The organism is Micrococcus sp. KRD128, assembly GCF_017168395.1.
Taxonomy (GTDB): domain Bacteria; phylum Actinomycetota; class Actinomycetes; order Actinomycetales; family Micrococcaceae; genus Micrococcus; species Micrococcus luteus.
The window spans coordinates 83,703-100,334 of the sequence record NZ_JABFAX010000009.1 but is presented as its reverse complement, the minus strand read 5'-3'; the positions used below and the strand labels follow the sequence as shown (position 1 = coordinate 100,334).

Below are 16,632 nucleotides of genomic sequence, written 5' to 3'. Positions count from 1 at the left end.
CCCATGACCGAGACGTTCGATGTGAACGCGACCCTCGGCGCCGACGAGCTCGTCCGGCTCACCGCGCTGCAGATGGCCGAGCGCCTGCGCGCCGGCACCACCACCTCCGTGGAGCTCGTCCAGGCCCACCTGGACCGCATCGCCGCCCACGACGGCGACGTGCGCGCCGACGCCGCCGGCGACCGCGGCGTGCGCGCCTACCTCCACGTGAACACGGACGAGGCCCTCGCCGTCGCCGCCGAGGTGGACGCGATCCGTGCCGCCGGCGGCCCCGAGGCCGACGCCCTGCACCCGCTGGCCGGCGTGCCCGTGGCCGTGAAGGACAACATCGTCACGCGCGGCCAGCCGACCACGGCCGCCTCCCGCATGCTCGAGGGCTGGCTCAGCCCGTACGACGCCACGGTGGTGGCCCGCCTCCGCGAGGCCCGCCTGCCGATCCTCGGCAAGACCAACCTCGACGAGTTCGCGATGGGCGGCTCCACCGAGCACTCCGCGTTCGGCATCACCCGCAACCCGTGGGACGGGGACCGGGTGCCCGGCGGCTCGGGCGGCGGGTCGGCGGCCGCCGTGGCCGCCTTCCTGGCCCCCTTCGCCCTCGGCTCGGACACCGGCGGCTCCGTGCGTGAGCCCGCCGCGTTCACCGGCACGGTCGGCGTGAAGCCCACCTACGGCGCGGTCTCCCGCTACGGCCTCATCGCCATGGCCTCCTCGCTGGACCAGATCGGCCCCGCCGCCCGCACCGTGGCCGACGCCGCGGCGCTGCAGCAGGTCATCGCCGGCCACGACCCGCAGGACTCCACGTCCCTGGCCGACGAGCCGGCGGACCTGACCGGCGCGGCCCGCGGCCGCGACCTGGCGGGGCTGCGCGTCGGCGTCGTGACGGACCTGCCGGCGGACGCGTTCCACCCGGGCATCCGGGCCGGCTTCGACGAGCACGTCGCGGCCCTGCGTGAGGCCGGCGCGGAGATCGTGGAGGTCTCCTGCCCCAGCTTCGACGCCGCCCTCGGGGCGTACTACCTGATCATGCCCTCGGAGGCCTCCTCCAACCTGGCCCGCTTCGACGGCGTCCGCTACGGCCACCGCGTGGTGCCCGACGGCGGCGGCACGATCGAGCAGGTCATGGGCGCCACCCGCGCCGCCGGGTTCGGCGCCGAGGTCAAGCGGCGCATCATCCTGGGCACCTACGCGCTGTCCGCCGGCTACTACGACGCCTACTACGGCTCCGCGCAGAAGGTCCGCACGCTCGTGCAGGAGGACTTCGCCCGCGCCTTCGAGCAGGTGGACGTCATCCTCACGCCCACCGCGCCGACCCCGGCGTTCGAGCTGGGCGCGAAGACGGACGACCCGATGACCATGTACGTCAACGACCTCGCAACCATCCCGGCCAACCTCGCCGGCATCCCGGGCATGTCCGTGCCGGGTGGCGTCGTCGACGGGCTGCCCTACGGCCTGCAGCTGATGGCACCGGCGCGCGAGGACGCGCGCCTGTACGAGGCCGGCGCCGCGCTCGAGCGCCTCGTCGGGGAGCGCCGGGGCGGGCCGGTGTGGGCCGAGGCCCCCGAGCTGGAGAAGGGCGCGCAGCGCGCCACCACCGCGACCACGGCAGGAGGCCGGGCATGAGCCACGCAGAGCAGACCATGGACTTCGCGGAGGCGATGGAGCGCTTCGACCCCGTGCTGGGCTTCGAGGTGCACGTGGAGCTGAACACCGCCACGAAGATCTTCTCCTCGGCGCCCAACGCGTTTGGCGACGAGCCGAACACCAACGTGACCCCGCTCGACCTCGGCCTGCCCGGCACCCTGCCGGTGCTCAACCGCGAGGTCGTGGAGTACGCGATCCGCCTGGGCGTGGCCCTGGACGCGCAGGTCGCCGAGACCTGCCGGTTCGCGCGGAAGAACTACTTCTACCCGGACACGCCGAAGAACTTCCAGACCTCCCAGTACGACGAGCCGATCGTCTTCGACGGCCACCTGGACGTCGAGTTGGAGGACGGTGAGGTCTTCCGCGTGGAGATCGAGCGCGCGCACCTCGAGGACGACGCCGGCAAGCTCACCCACGTGGGCGGCTCCGGGCGGATCCAGGGCGCCTCCGCGTCCCTCGTCGACTACAACCGTGCGGGCGTGCCGCTCATCGAGATCGTCACCAAGCCGATCGTCGGCGCCGGTGCGCGGGCCCCCGAGCTGGCCCGCGCCTACGTCACCGCGATCCGGGACATCGTGCAGGCCATCGACATCTCCGACGCGCGGATGGAGCGCGGCAACGTCCGCTGCGACGCGAACGTCTCGCTGATGCCCAAGGGCGCCACCGAGTTCGGCACCCGCACCGAGACGAAGAACGTGAACTCCACGCGCGCCGTGCAGCACGCGGTCACCCACGAGATCCAGCGCCAGGCCGCGGTGCTCGCCGCGGGCGGCACCGTGACGCAGGAGACCCGCCACTGGCACGAGGACACCCGCAGCACCACCTCGGGCCGCCCGAAGTCGGACGCGGACGACTACCGGTACTTCCCCGAGCCGGACCTCGTGCCCGTGCACGTGGACGCCGCGTGGGTCGAGCGCGTGCGCGCGGCCATGCCCGAGCTGCCGGCCGTGCGGAACAAGCGGCTCAAGGCCGAGTGGGGCTTCTCGGACGAGGAGTTCCGCGACGTCGTCAACGCCGGCGTCCTGGACGAGATCGTCGCGACCGTGGAGGCCGGCGCCTCCGCGGCGGCCGCCCGCAAGTGGTGGATGGGCGAGATCGCCCGCCTGGCGAACGTCCGCGAGGTCGCCGTCGCCGAGCTGGGGATCACCCCGGCGCACGTGGTGGAGGTCGAGGAGCTGATCGCCGCGAAGACGATCAACGACAAGATCGCCAAGCAGGTGCTCGATCTGGTGGCCGACGGCGAGGGCGCCCCGAAGGAGGTCGTCGCGGCGAAGGGCCTGGCCGTGGTGTCCGACGACGGCGCGCTCACCGAGGCCGTCGACGCCGCGATCGCCGCCAACCCGGACGTGGCCGAGAAGATCAAGGGCGGCAAGATGGCCGCCGTCGGCGCCCTGATCGGCCCGGTCATGAAGGCCACCCGCGGGCAGGCCGACGCCGGCCGCGTCCGCGAGATCGTGCTGGAGCGCCTGGGCGTGTCCTGACGACCGCGCGGGCCCTCAGCCGTCCAGGGCGGTGAGGGCCCGCGCCACGCGGGGCAGGGTCTTGCGCAGCAGACGCCGCCAGGACCCCGCGGCCAGCCCGCCGACGATCGCGTCCCGGGCCGCCGCGTCGTCGAGCGTCTCCAGGGCCATCGCCCCGAGCCACACGCGGGCCCGCCGCGCCTCGGCCGCGTCCCGGGCCAGGTCGGGCACCTTCTCCTCGCTGTGCCACAGCGCCAGGTAGGCGACGTTGAGGGCCGGGTCCCACGCGCACGCGAGGTCCCAGTCGAGCACACCGGCCAGCGCCCAGCGCAGCGGGGCGCGCGGGTCCTCGTCCTCGGGCACGGCACGCCAGCGCATGTTGTGCCCGGCCAGGTCGCCGTGCACCAGCGACGGCGGCACGGGCGGCGCGGCGGTCCACGCCGTCACCGTGTCCGCGAGGGCGGCCACCGCGTCCGGCCACGCCTCGGCGCCCAGCCGTGCGTCGACGTCGTGGCCCTCCCACGCGCCCAGGCGCGCGGCGACCGCCCCCGGCAGCGCCGCGACGTGCCGGGCGCGCTCCGGCGTCCACGGGCCGCGGAAGGCGAACGGGCGGCCGAGGTGCGGGGCGATCCGCGGGTCGGTGACGTCCACGGCGGCGAGGTCGTCGAGGACGCCGCGCAGCACGTCCGGATCGCCTTCGTGCGGCGGGTGCGGGCCGCCCGGGAGGAAGCGCTGCAGCACCGCGGCGCCCGGGCCCGCGGAGACGGGATCCGAGAGGGCGACCGGGACGGCCCACGGCACGCGGCGCTCGGCCAGGGCCGCGGCGAGTCCGTCGAGGAGGGCCAGGCGCCGGGGCAGGTGCGCCGCGGGGTCCCGCTCGGGCGCCCACCGCGCGGCCGGGGCGGCCCCCACCTCGTGGGCCCGCGTCATCCGGAGGACGCCGACGTCCTCGAGCACGAGCACGCGGTGGAACTGCCCGCCCTCCTCCACGGACGCCGCGGCCCAGTCGGCTGTGCGGAGCCGGCGGGCGAGAGCGGGGTCGAGACCGGGGCGGAGGTGCCTCAGGGCGCGGTGGACCAGCTCGAGCTCGCTGGGGGCAGGCGGGGAGACCACACGACCACGCTAACCCTCCCGCCGCCCTCTCGGACTTTCGAACGTGACATCGGGGGAATGGACGCTTTCGGTCGTGAGATGGGCCCTATCTCACGACCGAAAGTCGTCTCTGGGTCAGATGCGCACGTGGAGGCGGCGCGCCGCCTCCGCGATCGACCCGGACATCGACGGGTACACGGTGAAGGTGTCCGCGAGGTCGTCCACGTGCAGCTTGTGCGTGACCGCGAGCGCGAGCGCGTAGATCAGCTCGGAGGCGCGCGGCGAGACCACCACGCCGCCGATCACGGTGCCGGAGCCCTGACGCGCGAAGATCTTCACGAACCCCTCCTCCGCGCCGGACATCTTGGCGCGAGGGTTGGTGTGGAAGTCCAGGCGCAGCACGTCCGCCTGGTACTGGCCGGAGTCCACCTGCGCCTGCGAGACGCCCACGGTGGCGATCTCCGGCGAGGTGAAGATGTTCGAGGCCAGCAGGTGCGGGCGCAGCGGCTTGAGGGCGTCGCCGAGCAGGTGGGCCACGGCGATGCGCCCCTGCATGGCCGCCACCGAGGCGAGGGCGAGCTTGCCCGTGCAGTCGCCCGCCGCGTAGATGCTCGGCACTGACGTGCGGGAGACGCCGTCCACGAGCACGTGGCCGGAGCCGGACAGCTTCACGCCCACGTCGTCGAGGCCGAGGCCCGCCGTGTTCGGCACGCCACCGACGGCCACCAGCGCGTGGGAGCCCTCGATCGACGGGGTGTCCTCGGCCCCCTCGCCGGAGAGGTGCACGCGCACGCCGGTCTCGGTCCGCTCGACGGACTCGGCCCGGGAGCGGGAGACCACCCTGAGGCCGTTGCCCTCGAAGACCTTCTCGAGCAGCTCGGCGGCGTCGGCGTCCTCGCCGGGGAGCACGCGGTCGCGCGAGGAGACGAGGGTGACCTTGGCGCCGAGGCGGTTGTAGGCCGAGGCGAACTCGGCGCCGGTGACGCCGGAGCCCACGACGATCAGGTGCTCGGGCAGGTCCTTGAGGTTGTAGACCTGCTTCCAGTTGAAGATCCGCTCGCCGTCCGGGACGGCGGTGGGCAGCTCGCGGGGGCTCGCGCCGACGGCCACGAGGATCGCGTCCGAGGTGATGATCTCGGGCTCGGCGCCGGCGTCGGCGTCGGCGAGGGCGCGGACGGACACCTCGTGGGGGCCGACGACGCGGCCCACGCCGTCGATCACCCGGACCCCGACCCGCTGGAGGCCCGCGCGGATGTCCGAGGACTGCTCGTGGGCCAGGTTCAGGATGCGGTGGCCGACCCGGCCCATGTCCGCGTGGGCCTCGGCCCCGCCGAGGTCCACCCCCAGGTCCACGGAGGCGCCCACGCGGCGCATCGAGTCGGCGGCGGCGATCAGCGTCTTGGAGGGGACCACGTCCGTGAGGACGGCCGCGCCGCCCACCCCCTGGCGCTCGACCAGGGTCACGCGGGCGCCCAGCTTCGCGGCCACCATGGCGGCCTCGTAGCCGCCGGGGCCGCCGCCGATGATGGTCAGGGACGGGATGAAGGTGCTGTTTTCCTCGGTCACGGGCTCCATTGTGTCCGCCGCGGACGGGAAAGTCCTAGCCCGCGGCCACGGGACACCGCCTAGACTCCACGACGTGACCGACCAGACCAGCATCCCCTCCCCCGACTCCCCCCTGACCGGCGACCATCCGGGCTTCGACGAGGCCCGCGCGGCCGCCGACACCATCGCCCGGGCGACGGGCGTGGCGGAGCACCGCGTCGCCGTCGTCCTCGGCTCCGGCTGGGGCGAGGCCGCCGGCCTGATCGGCGACGAGGTCGCCGCCGTGCCGCTGGCCGAGGTGCCCGGCTTCCACGCCCCGAAGGTGCCCGGCCACAACGCGGTGATCCGCTCGGTCCGACTGCCGGACGGCACGCACGCCCTCGTCTTCGGCTCGCGCACGCACTTCTACGAGTCCCGCGACGCCCAGGCCGTGGCGCACACCGTCCGCACCGCCGCCGCCGCCGGGGCGCGCACCGTGGTGCTGACCAACGGCTGCGGCGGCCTGGACCCGGAGATCGCCCCGGGCACCCCCGTCCTGATCGCGGACCACATCAACCTCACCGGCGCCACCCCGCTCGCCGGCGCCACGTTCGTGGACCTCACCGACCTCTACTCCCCGCGGCTGCGCGCGATCGCCTGCGAGGTGGACCCCTCCCTGCGCGAGGGCGTGTACGTCCAGTTCGCCGGCCCGCAGTACGAGACCCCCGCCGAGGTGCGGATGGCGCGCACCCTCGGCGGCGATCTCGTCGGCATGTCCACGGCACTGGACGCGATCGCGGCCCGTCACGCCGGGCTGGAGGTGTTCGGCATCTCGCTGGTGACCAACCTCGGCGCCGGCATCTCGGAGACGCCGCTGTCCCACGCCGAGGTCGTGGAGGCCGGTCAGGCCGCCGGCCCGCGCATCGCGCGCCTGCTCGCGGACATCGTGGGGCGGCTCTGATGCCCGCGCATCCCCCGCACGACGACGTCGCCGCGCTGCCGGAGGACGTCCTCGCCCGGGCTGAGCGGTGGGCGGCGGAGGACCCCGATCCCGCGCACCGGGACACCCTGCGCGCCGAGCTCGACGCGGCCGCCGGCGTCGGCCCGGAGGCCGCGGCCGCCCGGGCGGCGCTCGCCGCCCGCTTCGCCGGGCCGCTCGCCTTCGGCACCGCCGGCCTGCGCGCCGAGGAGGGGCCGGGCGAGTCCCGCATGAACCGGCTCGTGGTGCGCCGCACCGCGGCGGGTCTGGCCGCCCACCTGTGGGACGGCGTCGGGCGGGACGCGGCCCCGCCGCTGGCCGTCGTCGGGTACGACGCGCGGCGCGGTTCGGCCGCCTTCGCCGCGGACACGGCCGCCGTCCTGACGGCCGCGGGCGTGCAGACCGTCCTGCTGCCGGATCCGCTGCCGACGCCGGTGCTCGCCTTCGCGGTGCGCCATCTCAGCGCGGACGCCGGCGTGATGGTCACGGCCAGCCACAACCCGCCCGCGGACAACGGCTACAAGGTCTACCTCGGCGGGCGGCTCACGGACGAGGCGGGTCGGGGGGCGCAGATCGTCTCCCCCGCGGACGCGCAGATCGCCGCCCGCATCGACCACGCGGCGTGGGCCACGGACATCCCGCTCGCCGACGACGGCTGGACCGTGGCCGGGCCGGACCTGCTGGAGGCCTACCGCGCGGCAGCCCTCGGCGTGCTCGACGACGACCGGCACGGCCACCGCGACCTGCGCGTGGTCTACACGCCCCTGCACGGGGTGGGCGGCGCCGTGGTCCCGGGCCTGCTCGAGGACGCCGGCTTCGGCCCCGTCCACGTGGTGGCCGAGCAGGCCGCCCCGGACCCCGCCTTCCCCACGGTGGCGTTCCCCAACCCGGAGGAGCCGGGGGCGATGGACCTCGCCCTCGCCCTGGCCGCCGACGTGGACGCGGACCTGGTGATCGCCAACGACCCCGACGCCGACCGCCTGGCCCTGGCCGCGCCCGTCACCGGCGCGGACGGCGTGCGCTCGTGGCGGATGCTCTCGGGCGATGCCGTCGGGACGCTGCTGGGCGCGCACGCGATGCCGGCCCTGCACGCGGCCGGCCGCAGCGCCGCGAACTCCGTGGTCTCCTCCCCGCAGCTGGCCGCCCTGGCCGAGGCGAAGGGGGTGACGCACCACGTCACGCTGACCGGCTTCAAGTGGATCTCCCGCGCCCCGGACCTCGGCTTCGGCTACGAGGAGGCCCTCGGCTACTGCGTGGACCCGGACATGGTGCGGGACAAGGACGGCATCACGGCCGCCCTCATGGCCGCGGAGCTGGCCGCCGCTCTCAAGGCGCAGGGACGCGGCCTGACGGACGCCCTGGCCGACGTCGACGCGGTCACCGGCGCCATGCCCAGCGCCCAGGTCTCGGTCCGCGTGGCGGACCTGTCCCTGATCGCCCGCACCATGGCGGCCCTGCGTCAGCAGGCGCCGGCCACGCTCGCGGGCGAGCCGGTCACCGTGCGCCGGGACCTGGCCGCCGGCGGGGACGGGCTGCCGCCGACGGACGCGCTGCTGTTCGCCACCGACTCCGGCACCCGCGTTCTCGTGCGGCCCTCCGGCACCGAGCCGAAGCTCAAGTGCTACCTCGGCACCCGGGACGCCGACCCGGCCGCGGCCGCCGAGCGGCTCGAGGCGCTGCGCGCCGAGGTGACGGCCCTCGTGGGCGGCTGAGCCTCGGTAGGCTGGCGGACATGACCGTCTCCCTCACCACCGCCGAGCTGGCGAAGTACATCGACGCGACCGCCCTGAAGGCCGACACCTCGGAGGCGGACGTGCGCCGCCTCGTGGCCGAGTCCCGCGAGGCCGGGGTCAAGAGCGTCTGCATCAACCCCGTGTGGGTGCCGCTGGTGGCCGCCGAGCTCGCGGGCTCGGACGTGCTGACCTGCACCGTGATCGGCTTCCCCCTCGGCGCCAACGCCTCGGAGGTCAAGGCCTTCGAGGCCCGGCAGGCGATCGACGCCGGCGCGGACGAGGTGGACATGGTCCTCGACGTCGCCGCGGCCCGGGCCGGGGACCGCGCCCGGCTCGTCGCTGACGTCCGCGCCGTGGCCGAGGCCGCGCATGCGGGCGGCCCCGCGGGCGACGGCGGGGCGCTGCTCAAGGTGATCGTGGAGACCGCCCTGCTGGACGACGACGCGATCGTCCTGGCCTGCGAGGCCGCGGTCGAGGCCGGGGCGGACTTCGTCAAGACCTCCACGGGCTTCTCCACCGCGGGCGCCACCGTCGAGCACGTCGCGCTGATGCGCCGCACCGTGGGCGAGGACATCGGAGTGAAGGCCTCCGGCGGGGTGCGCACCCGCGCGGACGCCCTGGCGATGATCGAGGCAGGTGCCACCCGGATCGGGGCCAGCTCCGCGCTTGCTATCCTGGGATCCGACTGACTCGCATCACTTCGGCCGGGCGTCTGCCCCGGCCGGGACCGCACCGAAGGAGCATCACGTGATCCGCAACGGCAAGGCCATCGACCACTCCAACGTGGGCGGCGTCTGGGGTTCCCTGATCGCCTTCATCGTCGCCTTCGGCGTGTTCCTCGGCTGCCTCTACGCCATGGGCTTCTGGTCGCTCGAGTCGGTCTGGGTCCCCGGCCTGATCGCGCTGGCCCTGGCCACCGTGGCCTTCATGATCCCCCAGGTGTTCCTGGGCCGCAGCGACACCGTGGACACCACCGCCATCCACACCCGTCCCGCCGTCGAGCACGCCGCCGCCGGCGCCCACGCCGTCGAGACCGGCGCCGCGCACCGCTGAGCCGTCCCGGAGTCGAGGATCGCTGACACCGGTCGTCCGGCCGCCACGCGCCGAAGGGCGTCCACCCGCAACACGGGGGTGGACGCCCTTCGGCTTGTCTCCATCGCGGCGGTGGTGCTGGGTCACGCGTACCTGACGGACCTCACCTTCAGCCGGTACCTGGAGATCTGGCGGATGCCGCTGTTCTTCTTCCTCACCGGCTACTTCTGGACGCGCGGCCGCCCCTGGGCCAAGGACGTGCGGGGCCGCTTCCGGAGCCTGATGGTGCCGTACCTGGTGTGGGCGGCGCTCATGTCCGTGGCGGCGTTCGCGTGGTTCGCCGACGACCCCGACCTGCTGCGGCGCCTGGTGCTCACCGGCTGGTACGGGGGCGCGGACCAGGAGCCCCCGTGGTGGGCGTTCTGGTTCATCTCCGTCCTGTTCTTCACCACGGTGCTGCGCCGGTTCCTCGAGCGCTTCCCGTCCGCCGTCGCCTGGGCGGTGGGCCTGGCCGGGCTGGCGTGGGCCCACCTCGTGCCGGACTCCGCGATCGCCCGCACGCCGCTGGGCGTCGGGCTGGCCCTGCCCTGCCTGCTGTTCGTCCTCAGCGGCGAGATGTTCCGCCGCCACGTCCAGCCGCACGTGCGGCGCCATCGGACGCTCATCGGCGTCGGCCTGGTGCTGCTCGGGCTGGTCGCGGTCCGGCTGGGCCTGGAGCCGCCCAACATCAAGTTCGGCGGCTTCGGCACGCCGGTGCTCACCCCCGCCGTGGGCGTCCTGATGTCCGCGGGGATGGTGCTCGTGTTCGGTTCCATGGTGGAGAGGCTGCTGCGCTCCTTCGCCCGACGCACCGGGACGGGTCAGGCCCTGCGCCGCGTCATCACCGCCCTGGTCCGGACGGGCACGGTGGTGGTGCTGCTGCACGGCTGGGTGCTGATGTGGATCATGCGCCACGGCGTGGAGGACAACTTCGCCAAGTTCGCCCTCGCGCTCGCCCTGAGCTGGGTGGCAGGCCTCGCCCTGCTCGCCACCCCCCTGTCCAAGCCGTTCACGGGGGCGCGCCGCCGCTGGTACCCGGTGCACCGCCTGCGACGCGTGGAGCCCCCGCACCCCGTCACGTCCGCGCTGCCGCGCGTCACGACCGCCTCGGAGAGGACACACCCATGAGCAGGGATCATCGCCCCCCGATCCGCAATCCGTTCCTGCCGCCGACCCCGGAGGAGCTCGAGGTGCCGGCCCGCGACGGCGGCCACCCGGCGGGTGACGGCGGTGACGTCGGCGCCCCGGCGGCCTCCACGGCGCGGGAGGATCGCCTCGCCGAGTTCCGGCTCGGCTCGGCGTTCCGCCCCCACCCGGCCGACCCCGCCGCGCCGCGGCAGCGTGCGACGCCGGCCGAGCGCACGGCGGCTCCCGCGACCGCCGCGGCTCCTGTGTCGGCCGCGCCTGCCTCACCGGCCGCCAGTGCCCCCGGCGTCCTGCCGAGCGCCCGCGTCCTCGTCGTGTGCACGGGCAACATCTGCCGCTCCGCCTACGTGCAGTACGCGCTGCAGGCGCAGCTCAACGCCCTGCTCGGCGACCGGGGGCGCGCGGAGGTCACGAGCGCGGGCACGGAGCCGAACCAGGCGCTGACCGTCCCCGGACCGCTGCTCGACCTCGCGCCGAGCCGCCGCGTCCGCGCCGCGCTGACACACCATCGACCGCAGCAGCTGACCGGGCGTTCGCTGGCGGGCCAGGACCTCGTGCTGACCGCGACGGACGACCACCTGGACGAGGTGCTGCGCGAGGACCCCGCGGCGGTGCGCCGGACCTTCACGATCCTCGGCATCGGCACCCTCCTGCGCGACCACGGCGAGGAGCTCGCCGCGGCGGTCCCCCCGGGCGCGGGCATCACCGCGCTCGTCACGGCGCTGGCCGAGCTGCGCTCCCGCCTGATCGCCCACGGGGAGCGGCCGGACGCGGATCTGCCGGACCCGTTCCGCGGCCCCGCCGAGGGCTACGCCGCGATGGCGCAGACCGCGCAGCCGATCGTCGAGCTGCTGGCGTGGGAGATCGCCCGGGCCCTCGACGGGGACCTCGTGGAGGAGGATCCGACGGGCGCCTGACCGGCCGACGTCAGAGATCGGGGACGGCGTGCCCGCCGGAGGACGGGGCGTCCTGCCCCCGGCGCGCCGCGGCCAGGACCCGACGACGGCGCCGCTCGAGCACCTCGCTCTCGAGCGGGGCGTCCCGCTCGTCGAGCCAGAGGGTCGCGCCGGCGGCGATGACGAGCATGCTCGGGATCGTGATGAACACCTCGCCCAGCTGGGTCGCGGAGACGAACACGACGACGGCCGCCGCCTCCACCGCCACGCGCGAGGGGGTGCGCAGCCGGGCGCTGAACAGGCGCAGCCCGAAGAACGCGTAGGCGCCGAGGACGGCGAGGAGGAGCACGACGCCGCCCTCGGTGTAGAGGCCCGCGTAGGAGTTGTGGTAGTGCCATGTGGCACCGCCGAAGTCCACGTACGCCGTGGTGAGGCCCCGGCCGTACCACGGCGTCTCCGCGACGCGCACGGCGGTCTCGGCCTGGATGTTCGAGCGCAGCCAGTCCGTGCCGGTGCGGTCCGCGAAGACGGCGATGCGGGCCAGGTTCTCCTCGGCGAACGCGACCGCCCAGGCGAGGACCGCCAGCAGGACCAGGCGCAGACCCGCCCCCATCCGCGGCGTCAGCCAGAGCCACAGGACGGCGCAGGCGAAGCCCGCCATGGAGGTGCGGGAGCCCGTGAGGACGACGCACACCGCGGCGGCGACGAGCAGGATCAGCTTCCACCGCCGCGTCCGCACGAGGGCGAGCGCCAGGACCGGCATGGCCGCGTAGTAGAGGCCCGCCACGTTCTTGTCCGCGAGGACGCCGGTCAGGAAACTGCCGTAGGGCGCGGGGACGAGGCCGGCGTAGAAGAGGGGCACGTTCAGGGCCAGGGCGGCGCCGAGACCGACGGCCAGCGAGCGCAGGCTGAGCCGGCCGCCGGCGATGCAGCCGACGAGCCCGACGAGGGCCGCCATCCGCACCCACCGGCGTAGCCACTCCAGGTCCGGGATGCCCTGGGACACGGAGACGATCGCGAGGAACAGCAGCACGGCGGCGGCGAGCACGGCGGTCAGCCCGAGGGCGGAGACATCGCGGCGGGACCGTCGGCACAGTGCCAGGGCCAGCAGCAGCAGCATGCCCGCCTCGTTCAGCGGGAGCGCCACGGGGCCGAGCGGGACGCCGAACGCCTCCATGGCCAGCAGGGCACCGAGCAGCAGTTCGGGGATGCGCAGGGGCTCGCGCGGGACGGCGGCGTCCTGGTCGGCCGACCACACGGACGTGCCGCGGGCGGCGGCGCGGGCGTGCCTCTCCCGCTCCGCCTGCAGGGCCACGTAGCGGGGGTCGGCGTGCCGCGGTCCGTGCGCGTCCTGCCCCACCGTCATGACCGCTCCTCCATCGACCTGCCGGGGCACATCTCCACCCCACGCTCAGCGTAGACGAGTGCAAAGGAATGGGCTGTCCCGCTTGTTAGAGTGACCTGAGTCGCTGCCCTCCGATCCTGGGACCCCATGAACATCATCGATTTCCTCCGTGTGCTGCGTGCGAACCGCCTGGTGATCCTGGGGTGCGCCGCCCTCGGCCTGGTGCTGGGGCTCCTCTACTCGCTGCTGCAGCCCACGCTGTACACCGCCACCTCGACCGCGTTCGTCACGGTGGAGGGGGAGGCGAGCATCTCCGGCACCGAGACCGCCCAGACCCGCGCCCAGTCCTACATCCCGTTGATCAACAGCCGCACGGTCCGCGAGCGGATCGCCGCCGAGGGCCTGGACACCGCCGGCGCGACCATGAGCGCAGCCCTGGTGCCGAACTCGAACCTCATCACGGTGTCCGCCGTGGCCCCCGACCCCCAGCAGGCCGCCGCGCTGGCCAACGGGGCGCTCGTGGCGACCGCCGACGTGGCGAACGAGCTCGATCCGACGTCCAACGTCACGGTCACGGCCATGGAGGACGCCCTCGCCCCGGCCGCGCCCTCGAGCCCGGACCGCGTCCGCCACCTGCTGTACGGCCTGGGCGCAGGTCTCGTCCTCGGTCTGGTCGTCGCGTTCCTGCGGCGGCTGCTGGACGTCAACGTGCGGACGACGACGGACGCCCAGGTGGCGGGCGGGGCGGGCCTGCTCGGCGCCATCCCCCTGGATCCCAGCATGAAGGCGGAACGCACGGCGCCGATGGCGCCCCTCTCCCCCCGCGCGTCGGAGGCGGTGCGCCAGCTGCGCACCAATCTGCGGTTCGCTGCGGTGGACGATCCGCCCCGCACCATCGCGTTCACCAGCTCGAACCCCGGCGAGGGCAAGTCGACGGTGATCGGCAGCCTGGCCCTGACCGTGGCGGCCGCCGGCCAGCCGGTGATCCTCATCGACGCCGATCTGCGTCGCCCCCGCCAGGCCCTGCAGTTCGGCGTCGACGGCCGTGTGGGCCTGTCCGAGGTCCTCAACGGGGACGTCGCCCTCCAAGACGTGCTGATCCCCGTGGGTGAGGACGGGCTGCTCCTCCTGCCTGCCGGCCGCACTCCCCCGAACCCGTCCGAACAGCTCGGCTCCGAGCGGATGAGGGACCTGCTCACCGCCCTCGCCGAGACGCACATGGTGCTCGTGGACGCCCCGCCCGTGCTGCCCGTCACGGACTCCACCCTGCTCGCCGCGGCGGTGGACGGCACCGTCCTGGTGGTCCGCCACGGCAAGACCCGCAAGGAGCACCTCGAGGTGGCCCGGGACATGCTCGCGGGCGTCAACGCCCGGGTGCTCGGCGTCGTGCTCAACGGCACCCCGGCCTCCGGTGTGGGCTCGGACTACTACGGCGGGGGCTACGGCGCGGACGGCGGCAGCTATGACGTCTACTACCAGGCGCCCCGGGACGCCGCCGACGCCGCGGCCGGGACCGCGGGCGACGCGTCGCGACGCTGACCGCGCCCGGCTGCGGGGCCAGGTCGTCGCACCGACGGCGCAGGCCCGGGGATGCAGAAGGGCCCCGCCTCTGAGGAGGCGGGACCCTTCGCGGTGGCGCTCAGAAGATCAGCAGACAGCCGACGGCGGGGTGGCCGTGAAGCAGGCCTTGTCCACCGCGGCCTCGGTGCACAGGTTGGCCACGGGCTGGCTACCCTTGACCAGAGCCACGCCCAGAGTGGCGCGGATGCAGCCGGCATCGTTGGCCGAGTTGCCGGTGTTGCTCACGACGAACCAGAACGTGCGGGTGTCCCCGGCGGTCCCGGAAGGCTCGAGGATCAGCCGGTCGCTGTTGCCATTCAGCTGCACGCCGCCCAGGCACGGATCCTTGTCGAAGATCATCAGCTGGGCACCGGTGTACGTGCCCTTCTTCTCGAAGTCGATGAGCACGCTCTTCGCAGACAGTCGGATCCGGCCACGCGTCGGGTTGGTCACGGTGACGGAGAAGCCGTAGGCGTGCTTCAGCTCGCCACCTCCACCAGTCGAGTTGCCGGGGTACTTCACCGGTTTCGTGCTCGCGGTGTTGACGCACGAGGGGGAGGCGGCGGCGAACGGGGCAGCGGCGACGGCGGCGACCGCCGGAACCGACCACGCGATGCCAGCGGTCACCTTACGGCGGGAGAGGGGGGAGGTGCTCTTCTGCATGGCTTCACTCGTTTCGAGTCGAGGTGTGGCTTTCGCGGCCGAACGGGGTCAGGAGTCACGCGAGTGGACGGAGCACCGCGGCCTACTCGGTGAGCATCGGCTGTGGAACTCTCCAGCTGAGTGTAGATGGGCCGCACAGCTCATTGCCAGCCCTCTCGCACATTCCTGGCGGGCGCGCCGCGTCGTGACTCCCGGGACCATGCGGATCTCCTGCCACCGGTCCATGAATTCACCCGAAGTTCAACCTCGCCCAACAACGTATCAAGCACAGTCGACGACGGCCCTCCTTTCGCTCGACTAAGCTCGCGGCCATGGGGGAACATGCGACGGGACAGCGACCGGCCGCCCCGCCGTCCCTGGACCTCGAGGTCCGCGTCCGCCTCGCCCACGCCCGCATCGCGCATCTGCTGGACCGGGCCGGCATCCGCGGCCTGCACCTCAAGGGCTACGCCACCGAGCCCGGCGTCTACCCCGATCACCGCCGCAGTTCGGACGTGGACCTGCTGGTCCATCCGGCCGATGCCGCCGCCGTCACCGCGCTCCTGCGCTCCCACGACTGGGAACCGGTCGCCACCTTCTCGGAGGGGTCGATCTTCCAGCACGCGGCCACGCTCTGGCACGACCAGCTGGGGTATGTGGACGTGCATCGGCTCTTCCCCGGCCTCGGCGCGTCCCCCGAGGCGGCCTTCGACACCCTGTGGAGCGAGCACATCCACCTCGTGATCGCCGGCCGGCCCGTCCCGGTGCCGAGCCCGCGTCACCAACGGCTCGTCGTGATCGTCCACGCGGCCCGCGACCCGTTCCGCGGTGGCCTCGACGTCCGGCACATCCGGGAATCCCTCCCCGCCGAGAGCTGGGCCGCCCTGCGCGAGGAAGCCCACCGGCTGGACGCGGGCGCGGCCTGGCACGTCGCCACGGGCGAGGCCGCCGACGGCGTCGACACCCGGCAGCTGGCCCTCTTCGCGGCGCTGCACGAGAGCCAGAGTGGTCTCGAGCTGTTCCGCACCCGGTGGCGGTCGGCCGCCACGGTGCGGGAGCGGGCCGTCCTCGTGGCCCGCACGATCCCGGTGAACCGCCCCCATCTGCAGATGCGCCTGGGCCGGCCTGTCACCCGTGCGGACCTGTGGCGCGAGCAGCGCGCCCGGCTCGGCGCACTCGCCGCCTGGGCCTGGACGAGGGCGGTGCGCCGTGACCGTTGAGACCACCGAGGGCTGGGCGCTCGCCCCCGACATCGCGTGGGCCCGCATCGCCGGCGACCAGGCCGCCGTCATGACGCTCGAGGCCGGTCAGCCGCTGCTGCTGAGCACCTCGGGCGACGTGATCTGGAACGTCCTCGTGGGCGGCCGGACCCCGGAGGACGACCTGGTCGCGGATCCGCCCGCGCCGCTGTCCGCGTCGGACGTCACGGTCCAGGTCGCGGACGCGTTCGGCCTCGCCCCCGCCGACGTCGCAGTCGATGTCCACGCCTTCCTCGAGATGCTCGAGGCGCACGGCATCCTCGTCCGCGTGCGGACGGCCTGAC

At 74.3% G+C, this 16,632-nt stretch carries 15 protein-coding genes; 11 read left to right on the top strand and 4 right to left on the bottom strand.

Features of this window, described 5'->3' with window-relative positions; genetic code table 11:
* The first annotated feature begins 3 nt into the window (after positions 1–3).
* The gene (gene gatA, locus J1M44_RS04615) at positions 4–1,620 is read left to right on the top strand and encodes an Asp-tRNA(Asn)/Glu-tRNA(Gln) amidotransferase subunit GatA (RefSeq protein ID WP_206480672.1); all 1,617 of its coding nucleotides are present in this window, start codon (positions 4–6) and stop codon (positions 1,618–1,620) included.
* Positions 1,617–3,122: an Asp-tRNA(Asn)/Glu-tRNA(Gln) amidotransferase subunit GatB gene (gene gatB, locus J1M44_RS04610; RefSeq protein ID WP_036317331.1), complete on the top strand. Its 1,506-nt coding sequence runs from the start codon at positions 1,617–1,619 to the stop codon at positions 3,120–3,122. Before gatA ends, gatB begins: the two co-directional genes overlap by 4 nt.
* Positions 3,123–3,137: 15 nt before the next feature.
* On the opposite strand, the gene J1M44_RS04605 is transcribed toward gatB, so the two are convergent.
* Positions 3,138–4,214 (bottom strand): phosphotransferase, encoded by a 1,077-nt coding sequence (locus J1M44_RS04605; RefSeq protein WP_036317327.1) that lies wholly within the window; start codon positions 4,212–4,214, stop codon positions 3,138–3,140.
* Positions 4,215–4,328: 114 nt separating this feature from the next.
* Complete coding sequence (locus J1M44_RS04600; protein ID WP_081091247.1) at positions 4,329–5,759, bottom strand: NAD(P)H-quinone dehydrogenase; 1,431 nt, start codon at positions 5,757–5,759, stop codon at positions 4,329–4,331.
* A gap of 73 nt (positions 5,760–5,832) precedes the next feature.
* Here J1M44_RS04600 and J1M44_RS04595 point away from each other — a divergent pair, with 73 nt between their 5' ends.
* The 6 genes from J1M44_RS04595 to J1M44_RS04570 all read left to right on the top strand — a co-directional run bounded on the left by J1M44_RS04595 (position 5,833) and on the right by J1M44_RS04570 (position 11,563).
* A complete protein-coding gene (locus J1M44_RS04595; RefSeq protein ID WP_180971850.1) occupies positions 5,833–6,678 on the top strand; it encodes a purine-nucleoside phosphorylase in 846 nt (281 codons plus the stop codon).
* Positions 6,678–8,408, top strand: coding sequence for a phospho-sugar mutase (locus tag J1M44_RS04590; protein ID WP_206480671.1), 1,731 nt, complete (start codon positions 6,678–6,680; stop codon positions 8,406–8,408). The genes J1M44_RS04595 and J1M44_RS04590 overlap by 1 nt, the downstream gene beginning before the upstream one ends.
* A gap of 20 nt (positions 8,409–8,428) precedes the next feature.
* Entirely contained in the window at positions 8,429–9,118 is a 690-nt protein-coding gene (gene deoC, locus J1M44_RS04585) for a deoxyribose-phosphate aldolase (protein ID WP_145032306.1), read from the top strand.
* Positions 9,119–9,176: 58 nt separating this feature from the next.
* Positions 9,177–9,482 (top strand): hypothetical protein, encoded by a 306-nt coding sequence (locus J1M44_RS04580; protein ID WP_098471326.1) that lies wholly within the window; start codon positions 9,177–9,179, stop codon positions 9,480–9,482.
* A 78-nt stretch (positions 9,483–9,560) separates the two neighbouring features.
* Entirely contained in the window at positions 9,561–10,628 is a 1,068-nt protein-coding gene (locus J1M44_RS04575; protein ID WP_002854397.1) for an acyltransferase family protein, read from the top strand.
* The gene (locus tag J1M44_RS04570) at positions 10,625–11,563 is read left to right on the top strand and encodes an arsenate-mycothiol transferase ArsC (RefSeq protein WP_206480670.1); all 939 of its coding nucleotides are present in this window, start codon (positions 10,625–10,627) and stop codon (positions 11,561–11,563) included. The genes J1M44_RS04575 and J1M44_RS04570 overlap by 4 nt, the downstream gene beginning before the upstream one ends.
* A 10-nt stretch (positions 11,564–11,573) precedes the next feature.
* Here J1M44_RS04570 and J1M44_RS04565 read toward each other — a convergent pair whose 3' ends face one another.
* Positions 11,574–12,908 (bottom strand): O-antigen ligase family protein, encoded by a 1,335-nt coding sequence (locus tag J1M44_RS04565; protein WP_206480669.1) that lies wholly within the window; start codon positions 12,906–12,908, stop codon positions 11,574–11,576.
* A 126-nt stretch (positions 12,909–13,034) separates the two neighbouring features.
* On the opposite strand from J1M44_RS04565, the gene J1M44_RS04560 reads away from it, so the two are divergent.
* Positions 13,035–14,426 (top strand): polysaccharide biosynthesis tyrosine autokinase, encoded by a 1,392-nt coding sequence (locus J1M44_RS04560; protein ID WP_206480667.1) that lies wholly within the window; start codon positions 13,035–13,037, stop codon positions 14,424–14,426.
* Between the two features lie 108 nt (positions 14,427–14,534).
* On the opposite strand, the gene J1M44_RS04555 is transcribed toward J1M44_RS04560, so the two are convergent.
* A complete protein-coding gene (locus J1M44_RS04555) occupies positions 14,535–15,110 on the bottom strand; it encodes a hypothetical protein (RefSeq protein ID WP_102708173.1) in 576 nt (191 codons plus the stop codon).
* A gap of 311 nt (positions 15,111–15,421) precedes the next feature.
* Here J1M44_RS04555 and J1M44_RS04550 point away from each other — a divergent pair, with 311 nt between their 5' ends.
* Together J1M44_RS04550 and J1M44_RS04545 are read left to right on the top strand one after the other, a co-directional pair.
* Entirely contained in the window at positions 15,422–16,309 is an 888-nt protein-coding gene (locus J1M44_RS04550) for a nucleotidyltransferase family protein (RefSeq protein WP_206480665.1), read from the top strand.
* Positions 16,299–16,631: a PqqD family protein gene (locus J1M44_RS04545; protein ID WP_206480663.1), complete on the top strand. Its 333-nt coding sequence runs from the start codon at positions 16,299–16,301 to the stop codon at positions 16,629–16,631. The genes J1M44_RS04550 and J1M44_RS04545 overlap by 11 nt, the downstream gene beginning before the upstream one ends.
* Position 16,632: the final 1 nt, after the last annotated feature.